Genomic DNA, 24,874 nt, shown 5'->3' with positions numbered 1-24,874 from the left:
ATCAGGCGCCGATGACGTACTTGGCCCACTCCTGGTGCTGACCGGAGCGGATGCGGCGGTTGGCCTCGAAGCTCAGGCTGCCCAGGGGGCGGCGGGGCTCCCGGGCCAGGGGCATCCCCGCCTCCCGCGGTGTGCGGTTGCCCTTGCGCACGTTGCAGGGCAGGCAGGCGGTGGTGACGTTCTCCCAGACGTCGGTGCCGCCCCGGCTGCGGGGCACCACATGGTCGATGGAGAGCTGCTCGCCGCTGTAGCCGCAGTACTGGCAGGCGTGGCCGTCACGATGGAAGACGTTGCGGCGGGTGAGGGGGAGCGGCTTGTAGGGCACCCGCACGAACTGGCGCAGCCGGATCACCGTGGGCAGGAAATGGTCCGGACGGATCGTCCGCTCGGGGTCGTGCTCGAGCCCCTCGGCCTTCCCCTTGAGCAGCATCACCATGGCGCGCCGCCACGTGGTGATGTTCAGCGGTTCGTAGGACGCATTCAGAACGAGTACGTGGCCCATTCCCGTCCGCTGGATACGCGGCATGCTAACGGGATTCCCATGATTTCCATGGTCCACCCCCTCAGGCGTCGCCCATGACCACCGCTTCGCTCGCCAGCGCCAGTGCGACGGAGGAGACCCGCCAGTCGCGGCAGCGGGCCTGGGTGGAGGTGAACACCGCGGCCATCCAGGCCAACGTGCGGGCCCTGCGGCGCCACATCGGCCCGGCCACCCAGCTGATGGCGGTGGTCAAGGCCGACGCCTACGGCCACGGCGCCCTGACGGTGGCCCGCGCCTCCCTGGAGGCGGGGGCGTCCTGTTTCGGGGTCGCCACCCTGGGTGAGGGGCTGCAGCTGCGCCGCGCCGGCATCTCCGCTCCGGTGCTGGTGCTCGGCAACCTCACCCAGCCCGAGGAGCTGCGCAGCTGCCTGCGCTGGCAGCTGATGCCGACCCTCAGCAGCATGCGGGAAGCCCTGCTCTGCCAGAACCTGGCCAGCGGCAGCGGCCGCCCCATGACCGTGCAGCTGAAGCTGGACACCGGCATGGCCCGCCTCGGCGCCGACTGGCAGGAGGGACCGCGGCTGGTGGCGGCCCTGCAGGGCATGGAGGCCCTCGAGCTGGCGGGCCTCTACTCCCATCTGGCCTGCGCCGATGCCGCTCCCGGGGAGGACGACGGCCTCAACGCGCTGCAGCAGCAGCGCTTCGAGACGGTCCTCAGCAGCCTGGCCGAACAGGGCCTGGCGGCCGGTTGCCGTCACCTTGCCAATTCGGCGGCCACCCTGCGGGGGCACGCTCAGCACTACGACCTGGTCCGGGTGGGGCTGGCCCTCTACGGCCAGCCTCCGGCGGCCCACCTGGCCGGCGTGGTGCCCCTGCGGCCGGCCCTGCAGATCCACGCCCGCGTCACCCTGCTGCGCCAGGTGGGGGCGGGGGTCGGCGTCAGCTACGGCCACCGCTACCGCACCAGCCGGCCCAGCCGGCTGGCGGTGGTGTCGATCGGCTACGCCGACGGGGTGCCCCGCCAGCTCTCCAACCGCATGGACGTCCTCTTCGAGGGCCGGCGCCTGCCCCAGGTGGGCGCCATCACCATGGACCAGCTGGTGATCGACGCCACCGAGGCCCCCGGCATCGAGGTGGGCAGCATGGTCACCCTGCTGGGCGAGCAGGAGGGGGAGACGATCAGCCCCCTCGACTGGAGCGAGCGCTGCGGCACCATCCCCTGGGAGATCCTCTGCGGCTTCAAGCACCGCCTGCCGCGTCTGGCCGTGCCCCCGGATCCGGGGGCGCCCCTGCCGCCGGGGTCCGAGTCCGAGCCCTGATAAGCTCGCTGGGCCACTGGAGAGGTGGCTGAGTGGTTGAAAGCGGCTCCCTGCTAAGGAGTTACAGGAGGCAACTTCTGTCGAGGGTTCGAATCCCTCCCTCTCCGTTCCAGGCCCTTCCATGGGCCGACCCCAGGGCCCTTCCATGGGCCCCCGTCGCCAGGTCCGCTCAGAGCCTGGCGACACCGCTCCAGCCCAGATAGGCCGCGAACACAAAGCACAGACCGCCATTGATCCGGCCCTGGTGGGCCAGGGTCCAGTGGCAGAGCTGCTCAAGGCGGGCCCGACCCCAGGCCCCCGTGAGCACCAGGACCAGCGGCGGCAGCAGCGAAGGCGCCAGGGTGACCAGGCTCACCAGCAGCACCAGGGCGGCCAGGGGGGCCGCCGCCAGGCCGGAACGGGCCAGGTCCTGCAGTGCCGGCAGGTAGAGCACCAGGGAGGTGAGGTTGCCGGCCATCAGGGCGATCCCCAGCCCGAAGGATCGGCCCAGGGACTGCCCCCCCGGGGCGGTGGAGGCCGATGGCCCCTCACGGTGCAGGGCCCGGGCGCCGATGGCGAGCAGCACGGCGGCCAGAACCAGCCGCAGGCCGGCGGACACCGGATCGGCGCCGGCGGCGGCGCGGGTCGGCAGGGAGCCCCCCGAGCCCAGCCCCACCAGAGCCCAGCCCGCCACCACGACGGCGTTGCCGGCGACGTAGGCCCAGCTCTGACGCACGCCGGACCCCGGCGCGGTGAGGGTGCGCATCTGTCCCACCAGCAGCATCGGGCTCACCGCCGCCCCCAGGGCGAGGGGAACCACATCGAGGGGCGGGGACGTCACTGGGGCGGGGCAGTCAGCGGGGCAGGGTCAGGCGTCCAGCAGGGCGGCGGCGATGGCCGGCAGCAGGGTCTCGTCGGCGGCCCGCACCCGTCCCTCACTGAAGACCACCAGCAGCATCGGCGCCCGCCCCTCCACCTCCACATAGGCGGCGTCATGGCGCGCCTGGCTCATCCAGCCGGCCTTGCTCCACAGCAGGGACCCCTCGGGCAGGCCGGCCCCGAGGAAGCCATCCACCTGGTTCTCGGGATCGGCGGCCCGGGCCTGCGGGTCGAGGGAGCGGTGCAGCAGCGCCGTCATGCGGCGACAGGCCGGGGGGGAGACCGCCGCGCCGGCCATCACGGCGTGCAGCAGGCGGGCCGTGACATCGGTGCTGAGGCGGTTGCGGTTCTCCAGCTCGGCGCCGTAGAAGTCCCGTTCGCGGCCGTAGGGGCCCTCCGCCCAGGTCTTCTGGCAGGCGTTCACCCCCGCCACCTCGCTCCAGCCGAGGCGGGCCAGCCAGTCGTTGACCACCTGACGCTGGCGGCACCAGGCGGCATGGCGCTCCGGCGGCAGGGACGGACCGCTGGTGGTGCCGCTGAGCAGATCCACCACCAGACTGGTGGCATCGTTGCCCGAATCGCGCACCATGTCGGCCAGGGCGCGGCGCAGCTCCGGTCCGTCCTCGATCAGCTGGCGCTGCAGCCAGGCTTCGGCCGCCACCAGATAGACCAGCTTCACGACGCTGGCGGGATAGCGGGGCGTCGGACCCGCCCAGGAGGCGCCGGTGACTGCCCGGCCCCAGAACTCCTCCTGGCCCAGACCCTCGGCCGCGCCCACCAGGGAATCGCCGTAGCGGAGCCAGGTGACGGAGATCTGCTCCCCCAGCCCCGGGCGCCCCTCCTCCTCCAGTCGGCCGATCAGCTGGCGGAGGGCCTCGCCCATGGCCGGATCCGGGCTGTAGAACGCCATCAGCGGCGGCACCTTGCGATGGCGACCTTAGGCACCCTGCCGGCGCCAGGCCGTGTCTGGACCCTGACCCGGCCGCTGCCGGCCTACAGCCGGCCCCAGGGCCCGGGGCTGGCCACCGAGGTCCACGCCGGCCGGAGCCTGAGGGTGCTGGGGGCGGCCCCCGCCGCCGCCGCCGAGACCCGCCTGCGGGTCCGCCTGCACGAGGACGGCTACCCCTGCTGGGTGGAGGCGGCGGCCCTGGCGAGCCACGGGCACCAGGCGGCGGCGCCGCCGCCGCTGCCCCGCCTCGATCGCGCCCGGATCGCCGCCCGCCTGGAGGCGGTGCTCGCCTTCGCCGAGGCCGCCCGCCACCGTCCCAACCGCTACCTCTGGGGGGGCACCCTGGGGCCCGATTTCGACTGCTCGGGGCTGGTGCAGACCGCCTTCGCCCAGGCCGGCATCTGGCTGCCCCGCGATGCCTACCTGCAGGAGCGTTTCTGCCGCCCGGTGGCCGTGGCCAGCGGCGTCACCAGCCTGTTGCGGCCGGGCGACCTGATCTTCTTCGGCACCCCGCGGCGCTGCACCCACGTGGCCCTGCACCTGGGCGGGGGCCGCTATCTGCACAGCTCCGGGCGCCAGCACGGACGCGACGGCATCGGCATCGACGACCTGAACCCCCGCAACCGGGATCCGGTGGCGTGCCACTACCGGGCCGAACTGCGGGGCGCGGGGCGGGTGATGCACAGCCACGACGGCAGCCCCCTGCCGCCCTGAGGTAAGTTCAGGCCACGAGTCCTGGGGAACGGTCATGGCGGGGGCAGCCCTGGCCCACAGTCCGGAACTCTCCGTTCCCGAGCTTTCCCCCGAACTTTCCATTGTCGTCCCCCTCTACAACGAGGAGGAGAGCCTTCCCCACCTGGTGGAGAAACTGCTGGCGGCCCTGCGGCCGCTGGGGCGCACCTTCGAGCTGGTCCTGGTGGATGACGGCTCGAAGGACGGCACCCCGGCGGTCCTGCGGGGTCTGGCCGGCCGGGTGCCCGAGCTGGTGGCGGTGCTGCTGCGGCGCAACTACGGACAGACGGCCGCCATGGCCGCCGGCTTCGATGCCAGCGGCGGCGGGGTGATCGTCACCCTCGACGGCGACCTCCAGAACGATCCCGCCGACATCCCGATGCTCCTGGCCCGGCTGGAGCAGGACGAGCTGGACCTGGTGAGCGGCTGGCGGCACCAGCGCCAGGACGGGGCCCTGGACCGGCTGCTGCCCTCCCTGCTGGCCAACCGCCTGATCGCCCGGGTCACCGGGGTGCGGCTGCACGACTACGGCTGCTCCCTGAAGGCCTACCGGCGCGAGGTGGTCAGCGACATGAACCTCTACGGGGAACTGCACCGCTTTCTGCCGGCCCTGGCCTTCATCGAAGGGGCCCGGATCGGTGAGGTGAGGGTGTCCCACCAGGCCCGCCGCTATGGCCGCAGCAAGTACGGCATCGACCGCACCTTCCGGGTGCTGATGGACCTGCTGACGGTCTGGTTCATGAAGCGGTTCCTGACCCGGCCGATGCACGTGTTCGGCTTCGCCGGCCTCCTGGCCCTGCTGTCGGGGCTGGCCATCGCCGCCTGGCTGGTGGGCGAAAAGCTGCTGCTGGGGGCCGACATCGGCAACCGACCTCTGCTGCTGATGGCGGTACTCGCGATCCTCAGCGGCGTGCAGCTGTTCAGCTTCGGGCTGCTGGCGGAACTGCAGATGCGCACCTATCACGAAAGCCAGGGCCGGCCGATCTACCGGGTGCGGGCGACCCTGCGCGGGGGCGGGTGAGCAGGGCGGCTGGGGGCGGCGGCTGAACTTTTATGTCACCCCCGCTCGCCTGAGAAGCCAGGCAGGGAGGGGTCCTTACAGTACCGGCGGTTCCTATTGGCCCAAGCCATGACTGGTGAATTTGCCGTTGCCTGGATGCCGTCCGTGATGGTTCCCCTGGTGGGAATCCTCGGCGCGGCGGTGGCCATGGCCCTGCTGTTCAACGTGATCGAGGCGACCGACTGACGCCGGCTCCGGCCCCAGCGTCATTCGCCTCCTGATCCGACGACCCCCGATCCGCCGACCCCCCGATCCGCTTCCCATGACCGTGACCCCCGTGGCCGACCCGACCGTCGGCAATCTGGCCACCCCCGTCAACAGCAGCTACTTCACCAAGGCCTTCCTGAACGCCCTGCCGGCCTACCGCCCGTCCCTCTCGCCCAACCGTCGCGGTCTCGAGGTGGGCATGGCCCACGGCTACCTGCTCTACGGCCCCTTCGCCTACACCGGCCCCCTGCGCGCCACTGAGTTCGCCAGCACCGCCGGCCTGCTCGCCGCCATCGGCCTGGTGTCGATCCTCACCATCTGCCTGTCGATCTACGGCACCGCCGGCAGCGGTCCCAACGTCCAGCCCCCCGACGCCACCATCGACAACCCCCCGGCCGACCTGTTCACCAAAGCCGGCTGGGCGGAATTCGCCAGCGGTTTCTGGCTGGGTGGCTGCGGCGGCGCCGCCTTCGCCTGGTTCCTGTGCAGCACCGCCATCCAATCGCCCCTGGCCAACATCGCCGGTGGCGTCTGGAGCGTGGGCTGAGTTCCGCGATGGTCAGCCATCCCCGGGTCAACCCTGGGATGGTCCTCCAATCCTTTCCTTCAAGCCCTGCCTCGGCAGGGCTTTTTCATGGTCCAGCGCCTGACAGCGATCGCCGTGGCTGCCCCCGATCGATCCGGCTGCCGCCCGGTGCCGTGCCCTCAACCAAAGGGCATCAGTGGTGACTCGATGAGGCGCTCGCTGAACACGGCCAGGTTCAGCACAAGGGTCAGCAACGAACAGATCAGAAACGTGATCTTCAGGGACCGTGGCGCCTGGGGGGCTCCGGCAGCCGCGGCGGACAGTACCACCAGCGGAATGAAGACCACGGCGAGATAGCGAGGACTGATGAATCTCAACAGCAGCGGCGGCGTCAGGGCAAGGAAAGCCGCCGCACCGAGAAACCTCAGGCTCAGCCGGGTGGCTGCAGGGAAGACCCCAAGGCGCAACGCCCGGAAAAAGGGGATCAGCATCAATCCCATCGTCTGCAACACGGAAACCACGCCGAAGCCGCCAGCCACCAATACAAAATCAAGATACTTCTTGGGATAGCGAAGCATCACCTCACTCACGGTGCGAGCCCCCGGGAACACCGAACGCATCACATCCTGCCAATTCGCGGAGTTGGCAGCCAGCGATTCGGAGCCAGAAGAAAACTGATGGGGACTGAACATGAACACATAGGACGAGGCAAAGGTTCGCAGTCCCTTGACCGTCCTGACCATGTCCATCCCATAGAGCCTGAAACCGGGAGCCATCAGCAACACCAGCCAGAAGGCCATCCCCAGCGGGACCTGCCATCGCATCCGGTTCTCACGGAAATCCCACCAATACCAGACAGCACCCACCCCCAGGGAGCAGAGGAGCAACTGGATCTTGGAGAGCCCAAACAGGACCAGGAGGCCAGAGGAAATCAGCCGTGGCCACCCCAACCGCACGGACAGCATGAAAAAGGCGAAGAATGCCGCCGCGATGATGTCACTGGAAGGCTCAGCGAACTGAAGTCCGGAACTGGCGATGACGGAGAAGGCCAGAGCCTGGAAGATCCAGTGACGAATGAACAGCCGACAAAGGGAAAATGATGATCCCAGAAACAACAGAGTGGTGATGCACTTGGCGTGCCAGTTGAGTGTCTCCGGAGCTGGAGAGACCACCAACTTGTAGAGGCCGATCAGCAGGCTGGCGGACACCCCGCCGGACCACTTGAAGCGGGGATATTGAAAGACCCAGCCCGTCGGCAGTCGCTCAAGGCGCAGATCTGCCCTCGTCACAAAGGACTGGTCCATGGGCCATTCGGACACCAGACCGCTCTGACTGAGGATCCCGGCAAACGAGACGACGATGGCAATGACAAGCAGTAATGGCAGGCAACTCTTTTTGAACAAGCCCGGAAGATCCTGGGACTTTATTTGCATTTCCAGCCGGCAACCGCAAGAGCGTAGCAGGCAAAAATGCGGCCATCCACACCCTGCAGCGACGGACTCAGACCAGCTGGTTGAAGTTGAAGCCGATCACGTGGTCGTCGAAATCGCGGTCACCACCACCGAATGTGTCCTCCAGGCCGAACAGGTTGGTCCCCAATGTCCGGAAGTGGCTGATGCCGTCGGCATTGGCTCCGGCATAGGCAAAGAAGGTGCGGCCCCTCACCTGGGCAAAGGGTGCCAGGAAGGTGGATTCCGAGATGGTGACCGACGCGGCGCTGGACTGGTTATCGCCCACCCGCAGCCCCTGGAGTTCGGTGACGAGGTTGTCGGCGCGCAGGGCGGCTTGGCGGTAGTTCGCCTCTCCGGGACGCACCAGGTTGCCGGCGGCATCGCGCACGGTGCCCTGGGCATCGAGGGCGCGGTAGAAACCGGTGATGGCATCGAAGTCGGCTTCCCGGCTGAGCACCACGGTGCCCTCGACCGCCTGGGCGGCGGAGAAGGCGGTGAAATCCAGGACCGGGGCCAGGCCCTGCTCCTGACCGATCAGCGCATCGAGCCCCTGGTCGGTGTCGAGCAGATCGAGGGCCATGGTCACGCCGCTGGGGGAGGCGAAACCCACCGAACGCTCGGAGCCGGCCGGGGCGGCGGGGCTGAAGAAACGCAGACGCGTGTCGCCGGCACTGGTGAGGTCCGCGAGACTGGCATCGACCACCTCGAAGAAGCGCACCGACTGGCCGTTGACCAGCAGGATCTCGCGATCGAAGCTGGTGCCCGCCGCCAGGGTGACGTCGCTGCTCTCCAGGGTGGAGAACAGGGTCTGGGCGCGGGAGCGGATGGCGGCCAGATCCGCCAGAAGGGTGTCGGCGCTGGCCAGCTCGCTGGCCTCGAGCACCACGTAGCCGATCTGGTTGGAGCTGGCCGGCCGGCCGGACAGGGTGGCCCGCAGCACGAGACTGGCCGCCGCGTTGCCTTTGGACGGGTCCGCCACCGTGAGGGTGAGTGGATCGACGCGCCGGAAGACGGGCGCCAGATCCACCGTCCCGACCGTCAGCGACTGCAGGATCTCGCCATCGGCCGCTGGACCCTGATCACCGGGGCCGCCATCGGCCAGGGAGAGGTGCAGGAACTCCGCGGCGCCATTGGCGTCGAGGTCATAGAAACGGGCACCGCCGCCCTGGCGCGGGTCGTAGGTCAGCGGTGTGGTCACGCCGGAATCCGCGTCGCTGGAGACGGCAACCCAGCGGCTGGAAGGGGTGTCGGCGAACGGAGCCCCGACGGTCAGGGCAGCAAGCTCGAAGCTGACCGTCGCCCGCTCCAGCCCCGGGTCCAGATCGATGCCGAAATCAACGGCACTGTCGCCGAGGCCAACGGCAGGGGCCGGCGTCGGAACCACCTGGAAGGGGCGGTCGGCCTGGAAGTTCCCGCCGGTGATGTTGACGGCAATCGCTTCGGCATCGCCTCCGGGCGTGATGACCACCACAACCGGGTTGCCGGGATCGGAAGGGGGGACGGCAGCGATCGTCAGCGCCGGCGAGAAGGGCGTGATCGCCGTTCCATCGAAGAAGCCCAGACGCAGGTTGAGGCTGGCCAGGTCGGCGGGGCCGAAGCCGGCGGGGGCCGTGAGGCTGAGGGTCGTGCGGTCGGCACGGATCCAGTCGGGGCCCTCGAGGACCACCAGCTGCAGGCTGTCGCCATCGGCATCGATGCCGAGGGGGCCCAGGTTCTGAAGCACCTGGACACCGGGAATCACGGTGAGGCCCGGAGGGGTCGATGGCGTGGCCAGGTCCGGCGCCGCATTGGCCTGGATGCCGGCCGCAGCCAGGGCCTGCCTGATCTGGCCCCAGCTGCCCTGGAGCTGCTGGCCATCGATGAAGGCCGTGTCCCGGCCCACTTCGAAGTCGTTGATCCGCAGGGGCGCGGCCATCGCCACGGCGGCGGAGCTGTCGATCAGGAACTGATCCGCCTCGCGGTCCGCCAGGGCCGTGGCGGGCGCCAGCCCAGGGGTGGCGGCAGGATCGATCAGGCGGCCGCCGATGGCCACATCCCTGGCCTGGCCCAGGAAGAACTGATCACCGCCGCCGCCGCCCACCAGGACGTTGCCGCCCAGGCTTTCAGTGTTGAAGAACTGGTCGCTGCCGCCCCGGCCCTCGATGCGGGAGCCCACACCCACATAGACGCTGTCCGGCGCCTCGGAGCCGATCACCGTCACGTTGGCGAGCTGGATGCCCTGCTCGGGCACGGCCCCGTAGGCGGCCGGGTCCAGCAGCAGGACGTTGCCGCTGCTGTCCACCGCGGCGCCGAAGACCAGATCGAGTTCCTTCCAGCCGGTCTGCCAGAGGATCGGGCCGCCCCGCTCGGGCGCCAGCGTCAGGCTGAGGTCGGCCGCACCGGTCACCGTCTCGATGGCCCAGGCCGGCTGGTTGGTGATCGGGTCGGTGCCGGAGAGCAGGTGGAAGGCACCGTCGACCTTGTCAGTCGTCACTGTGAGGTCGAGGAAGCCGCGCCGGTTCACATCGGCGTAGGCCAGTCCCTTGATGTAGCCCATGAACAGACCGTCGAGCCCGTCGACGGCGGGGTAGTTCGCCCGGATGTAGGCATCGGCGCCAGGGAGATACTTCTCCAGCCCCGGCGAGGTGACCCCGGGGGTGGCGAACTCCAGGCCGGCCAGGCTGCCGGCGGGGCGGGTGCCCGCCGTCATCGTGTCGAGCACGCCGGCCCAGGCGTTGTGGGTGTCGCCGGCCAGGCTGATCAGCCGCTTGCCCAGGGCCAGGGCGCTCTGCAGGATCGTTTCCCGCTCCACCCCGTAGCCATCCCAGGCGTCGAGGTTGTAGGGGATCTTGCCGGCCTCGGCGAACTGGGCTTGCTCCGCCGGGGAGAGCTGGTTGAAGGGGGTCCCGGTGGCGAGTTTCTGCAGCGGGGCGGCGTACTTGTCGAGCAGGGCGGGGTTGCCGGCATCCAGCAGCAGCTCCGCCGGCACGGCCATCGACTGCATCAGCACCTGCTGGCCCAGCACCTGCCAGGCGGCGGAAGAGCCGGCCATCCGTTGCTGCAGCCAGGCCATCTGGCCGTCGCCGAGCAGATCACGGCCCGGATCACCCCAGGCCTGCTGCACGGTGGCCAGCACCAGTTCCTGGGTGACCCGGGGAGCCAGGGCGGCGGCAAAGGCCGGCACCGCCGCGGGGGAGGCCGGCGGGGTGAGCCCCAGCTGGTTCGCATAGGCGGCCACCAGGGCCGGGTCGGCGAGGATCGCGCCGATGCGGGCCTGCACGGCGGCGGCATCGGGGTACTCCAGCTGCTCATCGCGGGCGGTGAGACGGGTTTCGAGGATGTGCAGCGCCAGCACGTCGCCGAAATCGAAGGAGCGGTAGCCCTGGGTGAGCGGCGTGAGGGCGGTGGCGCCGTCCCCGCTCTGGCGCAGGCCGGGTTCCCGGATCGGCAGCCACTCGTGGTAGGCCTTCAGGGCGGCATCCCGCCGGGCGATCCAGTCGCCCTCGGTGGCGCTCTGGTGGTTCTGGGCGCCACCGGCCCAGCTGTCGTTGGCGGTCTCGTGGTCGTCCCAGATAGCGATCAGTGGCGCCGCGGCCCGCAGCGCCTGAAGATTGACATCGGTGTGGTACTGGGCATAACGGAGCCGGTAGTCGTCGAGGCTGACGATCTCGCGGTTGGGCAGGAAGCCACGGTCGCCGGCGGCATCTTCCGCCTCACCGAAGCCCCCGGGGCCGTACTCGTAGATGTAATCGCCCACATGCACCAGGGCGTCGTAGGGGTTCACCGCGTGGACGGCGGCGGCCCGGCCATAGGCGAGGAATTCCTCGGCGGCGGTGAAGTTGGCGCAGGAGAACACGGCCAGCCGCACCGGGCCGCTGCCCACCGGCAGGGTCTTGGTCTGCCCCACCATCGACTGCGCCGCACCGGCGCGGAAGCGGTAGTGGTACACGGTGTCGGCACTGAGGCCGTCGGCCTCCACCTTCACGGTCCAGTCGCGGGCGACGCTGGTGGTGAACACACCGCTGTCAACGATCGAGCCGGCCTCGAAACCGGCGCTGCGGGACACCTCCCACTGCACGTCCAGCAGTCCGGCGAAACCGGCGGGCGGCGTGATCCGGGTCCAGAGGATCACCGAATCGGCGTAGGGGTCGCCGGAGGCGACGCCGTGGGAGAAGGCGAGTCCGGCCGGCAGCGCCCGGCCCAGATCCAGGTCCAGCAGCAGAGGGTCGTGGTCGGAGGTGCGGTACGGATCGGGCGCGAAGAAATCGCGGGAGGCCGCATTGCCGTTGCTGTTGGTGTCGAGGTTGTAATCGCGGAAGGCACCCTCGGCGGCGTTGATGCTCCAGTCAGTCGCGGCCACCGCCTGGCTGACCAGGGAGGGGGAGATCAGCATGTGATCCAGCGCCCCGCTCATGTCGACCGGGTTGAAGAAGGCGTAGCTGGAGGGCGGCTCGGCGGTGAAGGTGGGCAGGGCGTTGCGGAAGCCCGCCGCTTCCAGCACCCGGATCGGGTCCTCCTTGGCGTAGGCATTGATGTCACCCAGCACCACCCAGTCGCTGTCACCGGTGCCGGTGGGGTCGGTGCCGATCCAGCGCACCAGTTCGCTGGCGGCGGCGGTGCGGGTGGCATTGAAGGCCGACTGGCCATCCCGCTGGTCCAGATCAGGACCGGTGGCACCGCCGCTGCCCTTCGACTTGAGGTGGTTGACGGCCACATTCAGCACCTCGCCGCTGGCCAGTTCCCGGAAGCCCTGGGCCAGGGCCGGGCGGTTGAGCGGGCTGCCGGTGGCGAGGGGATCGGTGAAGCCGGCGCTGTCCAGCACCCGGGCCGCGCCGGTGGGGGCCACCGCCTGGCTGTCGTAGATCAGGCCCACCTTGATGGCGTCGCTGCCGATCAGGCCGGTGGGCACAAAGCTGTACAGGCGCCCCGAGCCACTGGGCTGGGCGGCGTTCAGACGCGCCACGATCACGGCCAGGGTGGCATCGTCGGCGTCGTTCTCCAGCTCCATCAGACCGATCACATCGGCCCGAAGGCCGACGAGGGCGGCGGTGAGCTTGGTGAGCTGGCGCTCCAGCTCCTCGGCCGTGTTGGCCCCGCGGGGGGCCAGACCGGTGTCCGTGAGGGCGCCGCCGGCGTTGAGGGTGGTGAAGGTGTTGAGCACGTTGAAGCTGGCCAGGCGCAGCTGCCCCGCCCCGGCCGGCGCCGGTGCCGGCGGACGGGGGTTGCCGGCCTCGAAGCTGAGGGGCGCCGTGGGCTGCAGCCGGTACTTGCCGAAGTCGAATCCGAGCACCCCCTCCACGTCGGTGATGGTGTCGCCGCGGCGCAGCAGCTGGTCGCGCACGGGCGCCGCCGGGGTGGCCGCCGCCGCGGGCCGGTAGGCGCTGTTGCTGCCGTCGTCGAGCACCAGCTCGCGGCGGGCCGTGGCCTGCTCGGCGGCGAAGGCCGCCGGCCCCGGCTCCATCACGTTGGTGGGCTGGAGCGGCAGTCCTCCGGCGCTGAGCTCCACCTCGCCGAAGCGGAACTGGCCGAACAGACCGTTGACGCTGAGGGTTTCCGGGAAGCGCACCCACATGCCCTCGTAGGGCTCCAGATCCAGAGCGCTGCTGCGCCGGGCCAGCAGGTCGGGAATGTCGACCCTGCGGGTGTCGCCCAGGCGGCCCTGCCCTTCCACCGTCAGGGCGCTGACGGCGGTGATCGCCGTCTGGCCGAAGCGCTCGGCCACCGTGCCGGTGAGCCGCACCCGGTCACCGATCACCACATCCACGTTGGTGCCCGTCAGGGGGTAGGCCACGTACAGCCCCTCGGAGGTCAGGGCGCTGCTGTCCCAGTCGGCGGTCTCCTCCTGCAGGAAGAAGCCACTGAGCTCGCCGGTGGCCTGGAAATCGCCCACCACCACGGCGCTGAGGGTGACGCTCTGGGCCAGGAGGGGGCTGCTGCTGCCGTCGCCCTGCACCGCCGAGATCCTGCTGATGCGGTCGTTGTCGGCGATGGTGACGGTGGCGCTGCCCGCCCCGGCGGCAACCGTGTGGCCGGCCGGTGCGGCCAGCTCGATGCGCAGGGTCTCGGGGCCTTCATCGAGGGCGTCATCGAGCACCGCGATCGCCAGATCAACGCTGGCCGCCCCCGCCGGGATCAGCACCGAAGCCGGCAGGGGGCTGGTGAGGTCGCTGGCCTCGGCCAGCCCGGCGCCCGCAGCCAGGCTGATCGGCACCGTCAGGGCCGCCAGGGTGGAGCCGCTGCGGCTGATGCGCAGGCTGGCCCCATCGCCGGATTCGCTCGCCGCCGCGTCGATGGCAGCGATCGAGACCTCGGGCAGCGCCGGCGGCGTCGCCGCCGACAGACGCAGATCGTCGATGGCCAGGCCGTGGTCGTTGCCGGGATCATTGATCTCCGCCCAGCGCAGCCAGAGGGTGGCGTTGGCCGCCCAGGGAGTGGCCGAAAGGTCGAGGCTGCCGCCCACGCCAGCCACCCGGCCGGCGACGTTGCCATCGACGGCACCGGCCGTGCTGCCGGTCACCGGCGAGGTCCAGTTGAAACTGCCCCCCGGCGTGGACCAGAGGCTCACCTGCTCGAAGCCGGCACCGAAGCCCCACTGCAGCTCCATCGTGTGGGCCGCGGTGTTGCCGCCGTTGCGCCACTGCTCGCCGCTGAAGGAGAGATCGAGGCTGGCGATCGCCGCCCCGGTGGTGTTGCTGAGGGCCAGGGCGAACCAGCCGGCCACCGACCCGCTGGCGGGCGAGCCGAAGAAGGCACCGCCCGAGCCGAGGCCCCCCAGGGCGCGGTCGCCGCTGCCCGTCGCCCCGTAGCTCAGGACGGCGCCGGCATTGCCGGTGCCGCTGTCGGCGTTGTAGGTGGCCAGGGCGACGGGGGCGGCCACCGGCTGGCGGAACAGGTGCCACCCCGGCAGCGTCACGTCGTTCGCCCAGGCGTTCCCGGATCCGGAGGCGGCCAGGGCATCGAAGCTCTGGCTGTACAGGCCTGTGAAGAGGGCTGGCATGGTCCGGGGGGGGGGGAGGGCGAGGGAGGAAGACGAAGACGCAAGGGGGCCCAGGGGATGGGCCCCCAGGACGTGCTCAGACCAGGGCGAAGTTGGCCTGGTTGTTGAGCGCGGAGGCGCTGATGTTCGTGAAGTGGCCCACGTCCACCCCCGACACACGCAGCAGGGTGTCGGCTCCCACCTGGGAGAAGCCGAGGTCGGTGAAGGCCACACCCCGCAGGCCCACCTTGTCCACACCGGCGGTGAAGTCCATCACGAACTGCTTGGCCGCGGGCCGGTCCCCCGGCTCGCTCACCAGCCAGAACTGGTCGGCACCGGCGCCACCGTTGAGGTGGTTGGTGCCGGCCCCGGCCAGCACGGTGAAGATGTCGTTGCCGGCACCTCCCAGGGCCCGGTTGCCCGAGCTGCCGAGGATGAATTCGTCGTCGCCGGCCATGCCGCTGAGGCGGTTCTGACCACCGTCGATCGCCCAGATCTGGTCGCTGCCGCTGCCGCCGGTGATCACATCGCGGCTGCCCGCGTAGACCACGTCGGCATCGGATCCGGTGAAGATCTTGTTATCGAAGCCATTGGTGATCGCCACATCCACCTCGTCATTGCCGGCGCCGGTGAACACGGTGCTGACCCGACCGTCGAAGCCGGGAACCGTGGACTGGCCCGGCAGGGTGGTGTCGTTGGCCTCGGTGCCCACCAGAACCTCGCCGCGCTGGGCCAGGACCAGGGGGTCGATCCCGAACAGGGTCGTGTACATCAGGCCGTAGATGCCCGTGTTGTCGACCGTGGAGGGCAGCAGGCCGGCGTTCATGCCGTAGGTCTTGGCGACGATGCTGCCCGGGAAGTCCGGCGTCCCGGCCCAGGCGATGCCGAAGTTGCCCATGGGGCCATCCGCGCTGTTGACCGAGCCGAAGGCGGTCCAGGGCTGGCCCGGGGTGGCGGTGCTTCCCTCCGGGCCGTCGAGAAAGGCCCTGGAGGTGTTGGTGGTGGTGCGGTTCACATTGATGAACGGCACCTCGGGCTGGGTATCGGCGAGGTTGGGGTTGGAGACGTCGAAGTTGCCGGTCGGCCTGACGTAAGGCGCGAACTGGAACACCTGCATGCCGCCGGCATCGCTGTCGGCCGCGGTGATCACCAGGGTGTTGGGATCCTTCTGATCCACATAGTTCATGGCCACGCCGATGGCCGCGTCCGCCCGTCGGGTCGCCTCAATCGCGCCGATGGCGTTGTTGTTGTTGGCGAAGTTGTCGGTTCCCTCCTCCTCCACCACCACGAAGAAGCCGTCGTCGCTCTTGCCGACGATCTCCAGGGTGGCCGCCAGCATCTCGGCGACCGTGGGGGCCGTGGAGACATACAGGGGCAGGGGAGTGTCCGTGTTCAGGCCAAGGCTCTCCTCCCGGCGATCGTCAAAGGTGTGGTTGGCGGCAAAGATGCCGAGCAGCTTGGTCGCGGGTGTCGAGTTCTGGGCCGCCTCGAGCAGTTGCTCCTTGGTGTAGACGACCTGGTAACCGAGAGACCTGGCCAGTTCGATCAGGTTCTTGGTCGGGCGGTCTTCGGCGTCCGAGAACCGGGCGTCGATCTCGGCGGTGACGTGGAAGCCGAGGGTGCCCTTCGGCAGCAGGTAGACCTCGCCACCGGCCAGGATCACCTGGGTTCCCGAGCGGATCACCTGCTCGGCGATTTCTGCCGTTTTCTCCCGGGCACGAATGGCGTTGCCATCCCGGTTGGTGGTGGCGGCGGCAAAGGCAGCCGTGCCTGGCTCGCCGATGTGGCCCGACTGGATCAGGGCCGTGGCCTTCCCTGATTCAATGGCCTCTTCGAGGATGGTGTAGCCCAGCTTCCCGGAGGCCGAGCGGATGGGCGTGTTGTCCTCCTCGAGGCCGAAGGATTCGTTGAAGACCTTGGTCCCCGTCGCATGGGTGACGGCGCCGGCGTTGGAGGTGCCGGTCAGCTGGTTCTCCATGTGGCCGAGGTAGACACCGGCCTTGGTCATCTTGTCCCAGTTCAGCCGACCATCCGGGCCCTTGTCGAGGTTCCGCAAGGCCATGAAGCTCGAGGGAGTCGAGCCATCGGGATGGATGAAGATCACATTGCCCGTGTTCTTGTTCGCCGCCGGAGCCGTCTTGACCTGATCCGGGAGGCGAGACGCGATCTCTGTGTCAAACAGAGTCTCGTACATCAGTTCGTAGATCTTCGTGTTGTCCAGGGTGGCCGGCAGCCGATCGGCATTGAGGCCGTGGGCCTTGGAGACGATCGAACCACTGAAATCCGGCAGGCCCGCCCAGGCGATGCTGAGGCTGAAGCGATCGCCATTCTGATCAGGAGCCGACAGGAACGGCAGGCTGCCGACACCGGTGACGCCATCGGTGGGGAGATTGCGTCCCGACGTGCCATCGATCGGATTGTTCGTGATGGAGCCCACCGGCCGATCAGAGGCCAGCGGGTCCCGAACCTGCAGGCCGCCGGCATCACTGTCGGCCGCCGTGATCACCAGCGTGTTGGGATGGCGCTCAACAAAATTCAGGGCGACACCGATGGCCGCATCGGCCCGACGCAGGGCCTCAAGGCTGCCGGCGGCGTTGTTGTTGTTGCCGAAATTATCCGTGCCTTCTTCTTCCACGATCGTGATCGACCCCTTGTCAAAGTTGGGGTGGGCCTCCATGAGGCGCTGCGCCGCCGCCAGCATCTCGGCGATCGCAGGAGCCGTGGGGGAATAGAACGGCAGACCTGCGGCGGCGAGCTGCTCTTCGGCGCGATCGTTGAACGTATGAACGGGGGCGAAGACGCCAAGAACCTTCTGGGGCAGGACGGCGCCATTGATGAGGCTGTTGAGCTGATCCTTAGTATAGACAACTGTGTAGCCAAGGCTCTGGGCCAGCTCGATCAGATTCTGGCTCGGCCGAAGACTTGAACTGGTGCTCAGGGCGTCGTACTGGGCGGCGGTGCCATGGAATCCGGCCACGCCGACCGGCAGCAGATTGAGCTCGCCGCCACTGAAGATGAAGTTGACGCCTGACTCGATGACCTGTTTGGCGATCTCAGCCGATTGGGCCCTGGGAACGACGCGCGTTCCATTGGGATTGACGATCTCCTCGGTCTTGGCGACGAAGGCGGCCGTTCCCGGCTCGAAGATGGCTCCGGACTGCACCAGCGCCGTCACCTTGCCGGCCTGGATGGCCGCCTCAACGATCGTGTTGTTGCTGCCATCCAGGGAGGTGATAGGGAGATTCCCCTGCTCATACCCGAAGGATTCGGCATAGACCTTGGCCCCGGTCGCATGGGTGATCGCACCACCATTGGAGGTGCCACCCAGCTGGTCCTCCATGTGCCCGAGATAGACACCGGCGGCTTCCATCTTGTCCCAGTTCAGGCGACCATCGGGACCATGGTCGATGAAGCGGGCAAAGCCGAAGTGCGACGGACTTGCACCATCCGGATGGATGAAGATGACGTGATTTCCAGAGGTCGTCATGGCTCTAAGAGAGAGGGAGTGAGAAGCGGTGTACCCGTACCTGGGGACGATGTCGGGAATCGCCTGGGCGGGAATGGCTCAGACAGGAATGACTCAGACAGAAATGAATCAGACGAGAATCGCTCTGACCTGGAATGCTCAGACCGGCCGTTCACTCAGCCGGACACCTGTATTCTCAAACCACCGGATCGGCCGTGGAGTGATGCGGCCGACACCATCTCTGTAGCCTGGAATGCCTTGTGGAAAGATGTTCTTAACCAGGCAGAAGCTGGCCTGGATGTTGAGAGTCGAAATGCTGAACGTCGTGAAGTGAGCTACGGCCACCCCCGACATATTCAGCTGGGTGTCCGCCCCCACCAGGGGAAAGCTGCCTGGCACGGGCAACAGCCAACGCCTAGGGCGGATCCACGCTGACAGCATCACTCGGGGCCGTCTTGTGTCAGGCCAGCAACTGGATGTCGGCGGCCGGGCTGCCGAGGCTGAGGCCGGTGACTCCCTCAAGCAGTACTCCCTGCAGCGGCCGTCCGGAGAAGGTCAGCAAAGTGCCGTTGCGGTACTCCCTCAGCTCGGTCACGCCGGCTCCGCCGAGCAGGGTGAGCTTGTCGCGGCCGGCTTCAAAGCCGACGACGCGGTCGACGCCGCCGCCCTGAACGTCGTAGACGACCGTGTCGGCGGCCCCGTCCCCGCCGCCGCCAGGGGCGCGCAGGTCGATCAGGTCGCCACCGTTCACCACAACACTGCGCGCGACCCTCCTGCCGGAGAAGCGGAAACTGCCCCCGTCACCGCCTCCGGTGAGGGTGTCCTCGCCCAGCCCACCGATGAGGGTGTCGTTGCGCAGCGAGCCGATCAGGGTGTCGTGCCCCTCGCCGCCATCGGCCTGGAGCCGCACGCTCCCCTGGCTTTCGATTCGGTCGGCACCGGCGCCGCCGAAGGCGATGGCGGTGCTGAAGCGACCGTCGTAGGCGGGATCCCAGCGGGGGCCGTTCCCGGGGCCCCCGGGGTTGTCGGCGAGAAGCGCCTCGTCAACCGACGAACTGTCCACGGCCGCGAAGGTCAGCGTGTCATTGCCGGCTCCGGCCGTGACCGTGGCCGTGTTGACAAGGCTGGGGGCATCGCTGTGGAACAGCCAGGTGAGGGTGTCGTCGCCGGCCCCGAAGTCGACGACGCCGCGTTTGGCCCCCACCACCTGGAGATCGAAGTCCAGGGGCGGCGCCGCGGAGAGATCCCAGCGCACGTCGACGAAATTGGCCACCAGCAGGTTGGTGCCCAGGGCCGGTGTCCAGTAGTTCGCGCCGAGGGTGAGGTTCTTGAGGTCGTTCCAGGAGCCGGTGTTCTCGATCCGTGCCCGAGGGACGCTTTCACCGGGAAGGGTGATCGGGGTGGTTGCCACAGCTCCCAGCGCGCCGGTGGACAGGGCGGGCCCTCCAGGCTGGGATCCCCGAGGTCTGCCGCCCGGCCGCTGGCTGATGGCGAAACCGGGGGCATTGATCACCGCCGGCTGCACGGCGGCCCCTTCCGCCAGATCGCCCACCGTGATGGTGAACGGCTTGTCGAAGCTGTTGCCGGCGCTGTCGGTGGCCCGCAGCATGAGGCTGCGCGTCGCCGACGCCTCGAAATCCAGCGAGGCCGTGGTCAGCAGCCGGTTGCCGTCGAGGCGGAACAGGCCACCCGGGTTGCCGTTCGGTGCAAAGGAGAAGCTGAAGGTCCTGGCGGGGTTCGGGTCGGTCGCCGTCAGCAGGCCAACGAGGGTGTCGGCGGGCAGGTTCTCCAGAACCTCGGCACCCGTGAGGGTGATCACGGGGTCGATCACCCCGTCGCTGCGGACCGCCAGGTTCTGCAGGCGCCGATCGAGGGCGGCCGGGGTGTCGGCCGCCGTGAACGGGTTGGCGGGGGAATGGCTGGCCGCCAGGAATTCGGCCAGGGCATCCTGTTCGGAGCCATTGGCGGCGAAGGTGGCGACGCCGGTACGGGGGGCGGAGCCCGTCTGGGTGATGTTCACCCGGTTGGGGTTGGACAGGCTGGTGAAGGGGTAACCGTCACCGCCGCTGGCCATGAAGTCCAGGGTGACCATGCGGATGCTGCGGGCCGGATTGCCCACCACCTCGCCGTTTCGCACCACGACGTCGAGATCGTTGCCGGCGGCGTCCTGGATCGCCAGGCTCACCACCCGGGAGCCGGCCGGTCGGCTGAGGTCGTAGCTGAAGGCCATGCCGCCCACCTGGGGGAAGCGCCCCTGGTTGATGCCGGCGGCGACGCCGTGCTCGATCAGCGCCTTCAACTCGCCGGGGGTGACGCTGACCAGGGTCAGGCCGTTGTTGAAGCTGAGGGCGTTGGCGATGTCGTTGCGGGAGATGCCGCCCTCCGGCTTCACCACGTTGCCCTGGGCGTCGAACACCGCCGCCGTGGGCAGCAGCTCGGGGACACCGTTCACCGAGCCGGTGGGAACGACCGACTGGCCGATCGAGTTGCGGATGCCGCCGCCGTTCTTCAGCGAGACGACCACGCTGGAGTCAATCTGGCGGGCATAGGCCAGGTTGGCGTCGGCCGTGAGGTTGCCGAGGTTGGTTTCCTCGCTGCGCACGCCCGGGTTGCGGTTGCCATTGAGGAAGACTTCGCTGACGCCGAACCATTCCGACTCCTGGGCGACGATCACCGACCGCAGGTTGTCGACCACCTCCTGCACCCGCGCATCGATGAAGGCCTCGGCGTTCAGGGCCGCCACACCCGCGGCATCGGTGCGGAACGCTCCGCTGATGGTGGGGTCGTAGCTGGCCGGGATGATCACACCGGAGGCATCGAAGTCGAGAACCAGACGGCCCAGGTATTTGTAGTTGCCATCGGTGTTGACCACCGCCACGGGCCGGCCGTCGGCGCCGGTCTTCACGATCGGGTAGGGGCCCTGGACGCTGTCACCGGGGCGGGTGATGTCATCGCTGTCGAAGAGGCGGGTGTTGGAGCCGCCGGCCACGATGATGTCGACGTGGCGCAGGCGCTCGGCCAGGGCCTGCTCGATGCTGATCTGCTGCATGTGGGCCAGCAGGATCACCTTGTTCAGGCCCGGATTGGCGGCGATCAGGGCATCCACATCGGCCTGAATCTCGGCGGCGAGGGCATCCAGTTCGGCGGCCGTCGGGGTGCCGCTGAAGGGGGCCGGGGCCACGCCCACGCCGCCCGGGCTGGAGATGGTGCGCAGCCAGGGGGTGGTGGCGCCCACAACGCCCACCGACGCTCCGTTGACATCAAAGACGACGCTGCTGGTGATGCTGTTGGGCCGCGGCGCCTGGCCGGCGGGCACCACCAGCCCCGCCAGGTTGGCGTCAGTGGCGAAGTTGAGGTTGCCGCTCAGATAGGGGTAGGCCGTGCCCGGGTAACCGGCGGCCGCATTGGGTCGGATCAGGTCCCGCACCACGGCGGTGCCCTGGTCGAACTCGTGGTTGCCGAAGGCGATCGCCTGCACCCCCAGGACGTTCTGGATCAGCACATCACCCCGGCCCACGGCGCCGTAGGCCTGGGCCGAGGCCCCGTAGAAGAGGCCCGGAATCCAGGCGTCGCCGCTGGACAGGGTGAGGGTGTTGACGAAGCCGGGGATGCCATCGAGATCGATGTCCTGGGCCCGCAGGGCATTGAGCACGCCGGACAGGCGGGGGGCGTCGTCCAGGGCAGCGATGCCGCCCTCCTGGTCGGCCAGGTGGAAGAGCTGCAGGCGGAAGGCGCTGCCGGAGGCCAGGGGCGGGGCGCCGGTGACACTCACCGTGTCGTTGCCCTCGCTGCTGGCGATCAGGCCGGCCGGCTGCCCGGCGGGGCTGCGCAGGAAGGTGATGCCCTCGATCCGCTCGGCGCCGGGGAACACCACCGGATCCACCGCCGCCACGTTGTAGGGGTCGGTGACGTCGAACACGGCGGCCACGCTGGTGGTGGTGCGCTCCAGGGCCACGAAGGCATAGGTGCGACCGGCCACGGTGGCGATCTCCACCATCTCGGGCTCGGTGCCCTTGTCGTCGTCACGGTTGCTGGCCATCAGGCCGAGGCTGGCGGCCAGGTCCTCCAGGGCGTCGCTGGAATCGAACACCACGTTGCCCTGCACGTCGTAGATGCGCAGCGAGCGGGAGCCGATGCTGAAGGGCTTGTCGATCAGGCCATCGCCGTTGATGTCGCCGGTGTCGTTGAGCAGGTTGAGGCGGGTGCGGCTGATGCCGGGGGTGGCGGCGGCGAAGGCGGCGTTGAGGGCGCTGACGCCAGGGTGGTTACGGAAGGGGGTGCCGTTGACCGCGGTGCTGGCATCAGCCCGGGTGAGGTCGGTGAAGATGTTGCCCCGGTCCGGTTCGTATTCACGGGAATCACCCTCACCCACCGCCAGCAGGAAGCTGCGGCCCTGGGCATCTGTGAACGCGGCAATGCCGTCCGGCATGGTGAGGCCGTAGAGCGGCAGACCGGAGATCGGCCTGTAAAGATTGGTGTTCGAGGAGCCGTCCCGGTCGGAGCTGTCGAAGCCGGCTCCATCGAAGCTCACCACGGTGAAGGCGTTGCCACGGGCACCCTCGGTGCCGAAGTCGTTGTCGTAGTTGATCACCAGCGCGCCGTCATCGCGGATGGTGAGTCCTTCCGGCTTGTCGTAGGCCAGGCTGCCGCCGATGGAGGGCAGGTTGAACAGTTCGATCTTGTGGGCCAGGCGGATGCCGGCGGCCGCCAGCACGTCGGCGCTGGAGGTGGTGAAGATCGGGGCCGTGGCGGCGTTGCTGTCGTGGTCGACGAGGGTGCGGCGGTTGTCGAGCAGCTCGGGGCTGACCACGCCGATCGCCCCCAGCCAGCCTCCCGTGGCCTGGTTGGCGGCGGTGGTGAGCGGCAGGGTGTCGGTGGCACCGCGCAGATCCACCTCGTAGACGTGCTTGAAGCCGGTGAGGCTGCGGCTGCTGTCCCGTTCCATCACCAGGAACACGCCCCGAGCGGCGTCGAAAGCGACATCGCCGATCTTGTCCTGGCCGGCGCGGCCACTGAGCAGGTAGAGGTGCTCCTTCACCGGGGCGCCTGTGGCCGGGTTGATGGCCAGGATGCGGGTGAGTTCGGAGCGGCTGCGGCCTTCGGTGACCCCGTCGCCGTTGGCATCCACATCCAGGGGGCTCTGCAGGAAGGCATAGAGCAGGCCGTCGGTGGGGTTGAAGGCCATGCCCTCGATGCCGCGGTTGCTCCAGCGGTTGCCGTAGATGGCCGGCAGGCTGTCGATCGTTTCCGCCCCGATCGGCGTCGCACCGCCCACGTTGTGCTGGGCCGCGAGCTGGGCCTTCTGGCCGGCGGGGATGTAGCGCTGGATCAGGTTGCCGCTGAGCGCGTCGAAGATCGAGATCTGGCCGCGGTACTCATCGCCGACGGCGAACACCTGGCGCGTGCTGCCGCCGATGGTGAGGCTGAACAGCGAGACGGTTTCCGAGTCGATGCCGAAGGGGTCGTAGGCCAGCGGCGCATTGGCGGCATTGATCGGCACGTCATCCTTGATCGCCAGCTGGGGCAGGCCGGTGAGTGGGGTGCCATCGGGGCGGTTGAGGCCGAGGCGGCCCAGCTCGGTGACGGCGCCGGTGGCGCGATTCATGCCCAGCTTGTAGATGCTGGGCTGAAAGTCGGGATCCAGGAACTGGCGCTGACCGGCGATCAGAGCGCCGTTGGGGCCGCGATCGGTGATGGAGTAGTAGACATCCAGCTCCGTGCCGTTCAGCGTCTCCTTACCGGCGAAGAACAGGCCGGAAAGGCCGCCGGCCAGCACGCCAGCGGGCTGATTGGCGGCGCCAGCGGCATACTCCAGCTCGTAAGTGAAGTTCTCGGCGCTGGCAACGCCGCGGGACCAGTCCTTGATCCCAGCGGAGAAGATGGTGCTGATCACCGGCGCGGAGCCGCTCAGATCAAGCACGGCGATGGCGTTGTTCTCCTGGAGGGAGATCCAGGCGGTGTTGCCATCGGCACTGATGGCGATGGCCTCCGGCTCGATGTCCTGGGCGACCGTGGTGGTGACACCCAGACGGGTGCCGATCCGGACGCCGCGGTTGATCAGTTCGGCACGGCGGCCCTCCCAGGCTTCGAAGCCCACGGTCTGCACATCGGCGGCGGCGGGAGCCACGGGCGTGCTCGCCAGATAGCCGCTGGTGTTGATCAGGGAGATCGAACCGACGGGATCAATGGTATAGAGGGAATTCGGCTCCCCTTCGTTGGTCACCAGCAGCCTGCGGCCGTCGCTGCTGAACTTCACCATGTCGGGCAGGGCGCCCACGGTCACGGTGCTGAGATGAACGGGGAGGGCGGGATTTCTGAGGTCGTAGAACTGAACGAAGCCTGGATCCGTCTTGACGGCATTCTGCACCGCAACGGCGAGCAGATTGCCGAACACGGCCGCGCTCTGCAGGGTTTCGCCGTTGCCGGTGGACGTGGCGCGCGCAACGGCAAGGGGGCTGCCTGGATCACGGAGATCGGAGACAACGATGGCCCCGGATCCTCCGCCTACGGTATAGAGATATCCACTGTCAGGGTTGTAAGCGGAAATTTCAGCATTGGCCCCGAGATTGGCCAGGGAGATCACTCCGCCTGTCGCTGGAATGAAAGGATCCAGTGCGGAGAAGGTGAGTCCCATTGAGAGCTGCTGCAGTCTTTTTCAACTTGGCAGCAGCCCCCTCACGCAAGGTTAAGCCCAGACAAATGTGTGTTGAAGGGATGGGGGGATCGGCGGCCCCGGCACGTCTCGAGGTGTTCGGGGAGACGTCGATCGAGAACATCACGCCACAACACGGCGGCACAGAAAAGACCCCCGGTGGTAACCGGGGGTCTGGGTGTCCCTCGAAGATTCGAGAAGGGGCGTTGACGGGATTC

12 protein-coding genes and 1 tRNA gene are annotated in these 24,874 nt (G+C 68.8%); 6 read left to right on the top strand and 7 right to left on the bottom strand.

All coding sequences use genetic code 11. The annotated features are described in order from the left end of the window. Nucleotide 1 precedes the first annotated feature (1 nt). Nucleotides 2–502, bottom strand: a complete 501-nt coding sequence (locus KUG39_RS07530) for an HNH endonuclease (protein ID WP_015109429.1) — start codon at nucleotides 500–502, stop codon at nucleotides 2–4. A gap of 74 nt (nucleotides 503–576) precedes the next feature. Here KUG39_RS07530 and alr point away from each other — a divergent pair, with 74 nt between their 5' ends. Together alr and KUG39_RS07520 are read left to right on the top strand one after the other, a co-directional pair. Beyond that, nucleotides 577–1,800: an alanine racemase gene (gene alr / locus KUG39_RS07525; protein WP_216914090.1), complete on the top strand. Its 1,224-nt coding sequence runs from the start codon at nucleotides 577–579 to the stop codon at nucleotides 1,798–1,800. Between the two features lie 18 nt (nucleotides 1,801–1,818). Next, nucleotides 1,819–1,907, top strand: a tRNA-Ser gene (locus KUG39_RS07520). 62 nt (nucleotides 1,908–1,969) lie between these two features. Here KUG39_RS07520 and KUG39_RS07515 read toward each other — a convergent pair. Both KUG39_RS07515 and KUG39_RS07510 read right to left on the bottom strand, forming a co-directional pair. Beyond that, on the bottom strand, nucleotides 1,970–2,620 hold the full coding sequence (locus KUG39_RS07515) for a GAP family protein (RefSeq protein ID WP_216914088.1): 651 nt from the start codon (nucleotides 2,618–2,620) through the stop codon (nucleotides 1,970–1,972). A gap of 27 nt (nucleotides 2,621–2,647) precedes the next feature. Beyond that, nucleotides 2,648–3,568: a serine hydrolase gene (locus tag KUG39_RS07510; protein WP_216914086.1), complete on the bottom strand. Its 921-nt coding sequence runs from the start codon at nucleotides 3,566–3,568 to the stop codon at nucleotides 2,648–2,650. 18 nt (nucleotides 3,569–3,586) lie between these two features. Between KUG39_RS07510 and KUG39_RS07505 the strand changes: the two genes are divergently transcribed. The 4 genes from KUG39_RS07505 to KUG39_RS07490 all read left to right on the top strand — a co-directional run bounded on the left by KUG39_RS07505 (nucleotide 3,587) and on the right by KUG39_RS07490 (nucleotide 6,153). Beyond that, nucleotides 3,587–4,321, top strand: a complete 735-nt coding sequence (locus tag KUG39_RS07505; RefSeq protein ID WP_216914084.1) for a C40 family peptidase — start codon at nucleotides 3,587–3,589, stop codon at nucleotides 4,319–4,321. 34 nt (nucleotides 4,322–4,355) lie between these two features. Continuing rightward, complete coding sequence (locus KUG39_RS07500) at nucleotides 4,356–5,360, top strand: glycosyltransferase family 2 protein (RefSeq protein WP_216914082.1); 1,005 nt, start codon at nucleotides 4,356–4,358, stop codon at nucleotides 5,358–5,360. A gap of 108 nt (nucleotides 5,361–5,468) precedes the next feature. Next, complete coding sequence (locus KUG39_RS07495) at nucleotides 5,469–5,585, top strand: photosystem I reaction center subunit VIII (protein ID WP_015109434.1); 117 nt, start codon at nucleotides 5,469–5,471, stop codon at nucleotides 5,583–5,585. 76 nt (nucleotides 5,586–5,661) lie between these two features. After that, a complete protein-coding gene (locus KUG39_RS07490; protein WP_094585999.1) occupies nucleotides 5,662–6,153 on the top strand; it encodes a photosystem I reaction center subunit XI in 492 nt (163 codons plus the stop codon). A gap of 158 nt (nucleotides 6,154–6,311) precedes the next feature. On the opposite strand, the gene KUG39_RS07485 is transcribed toward KUG39_RS07490, so the two are convergent. The 4 genes from KUG39_RS07485 to KUG39_RS07470 form a co-directional block, all read right to left on the bottom strand. After that, nucleotides 6,312–7,565, bottom strand: a complete 1,254-nt coding sequence (locus KUG39_RS07485) for a hypothetical protein (protein WP_216914080.1) — start codon at nucleotides 7,563–7,565, stop codon at nucleotides 6,312–6,314. A gap of 67 nt (nucleotides 7,566–7,632) precedes the next feature. Continuing rightward, complete coding sequence (locus KUG39_RS07480; RefSeq protein WP_216914078.1) at nucleotides 7,633–14,559, bottom strand: ExeM/NucH family extracellular endonuclease; 6,927 nt, start codon at nucleotides 14,557–14,559, stop codon at nucleotides 7,633–7,635. Between the two features lie 76 nt (nucleotides 14,560–14,635). After that, nucleotides 14,636–18,025: an alkaline phosphatase gene (locus tag KUG39_RS07475; protein ID WP_216914076.1), complete on the bottom strand. Its 3,390-nt coding sequence runs from the start codon at nucleotides 18,023–18,025 to the stop codon at nucleotides 14,636–14,638. A 439-nt stretch (nucleotides 18,026–18,464) separates the two neighbouring features. Then, the gene (locus tag KUG39_RS07470; protein WP_502988639.1) at nucleotides 18,465–24,638 is read right to left on the bottom strand and encodes a choice-of-anchor I domain-containing protein; all 6,174 of its coding nucleotides are present in this window, start codon (nucleotides 24,636–24,638) and stop codon (nucleotides 18,465–18,467) included. Nucleotides 24,639–24,874 lie beyond the last annotated feature (236 nt).

The organism is Synechococcus sp. CCAP 1479/10, from assembly GCF_019038515.1.
GTDB lineage: Bacteria > Cyanobacteriota > Cyanobacteriia > PCC-6307 > Cyanobiaceae > Cyanobium.
This window is presented reverse-complemented; position numbering and strand designations above follow the sequence as displayed.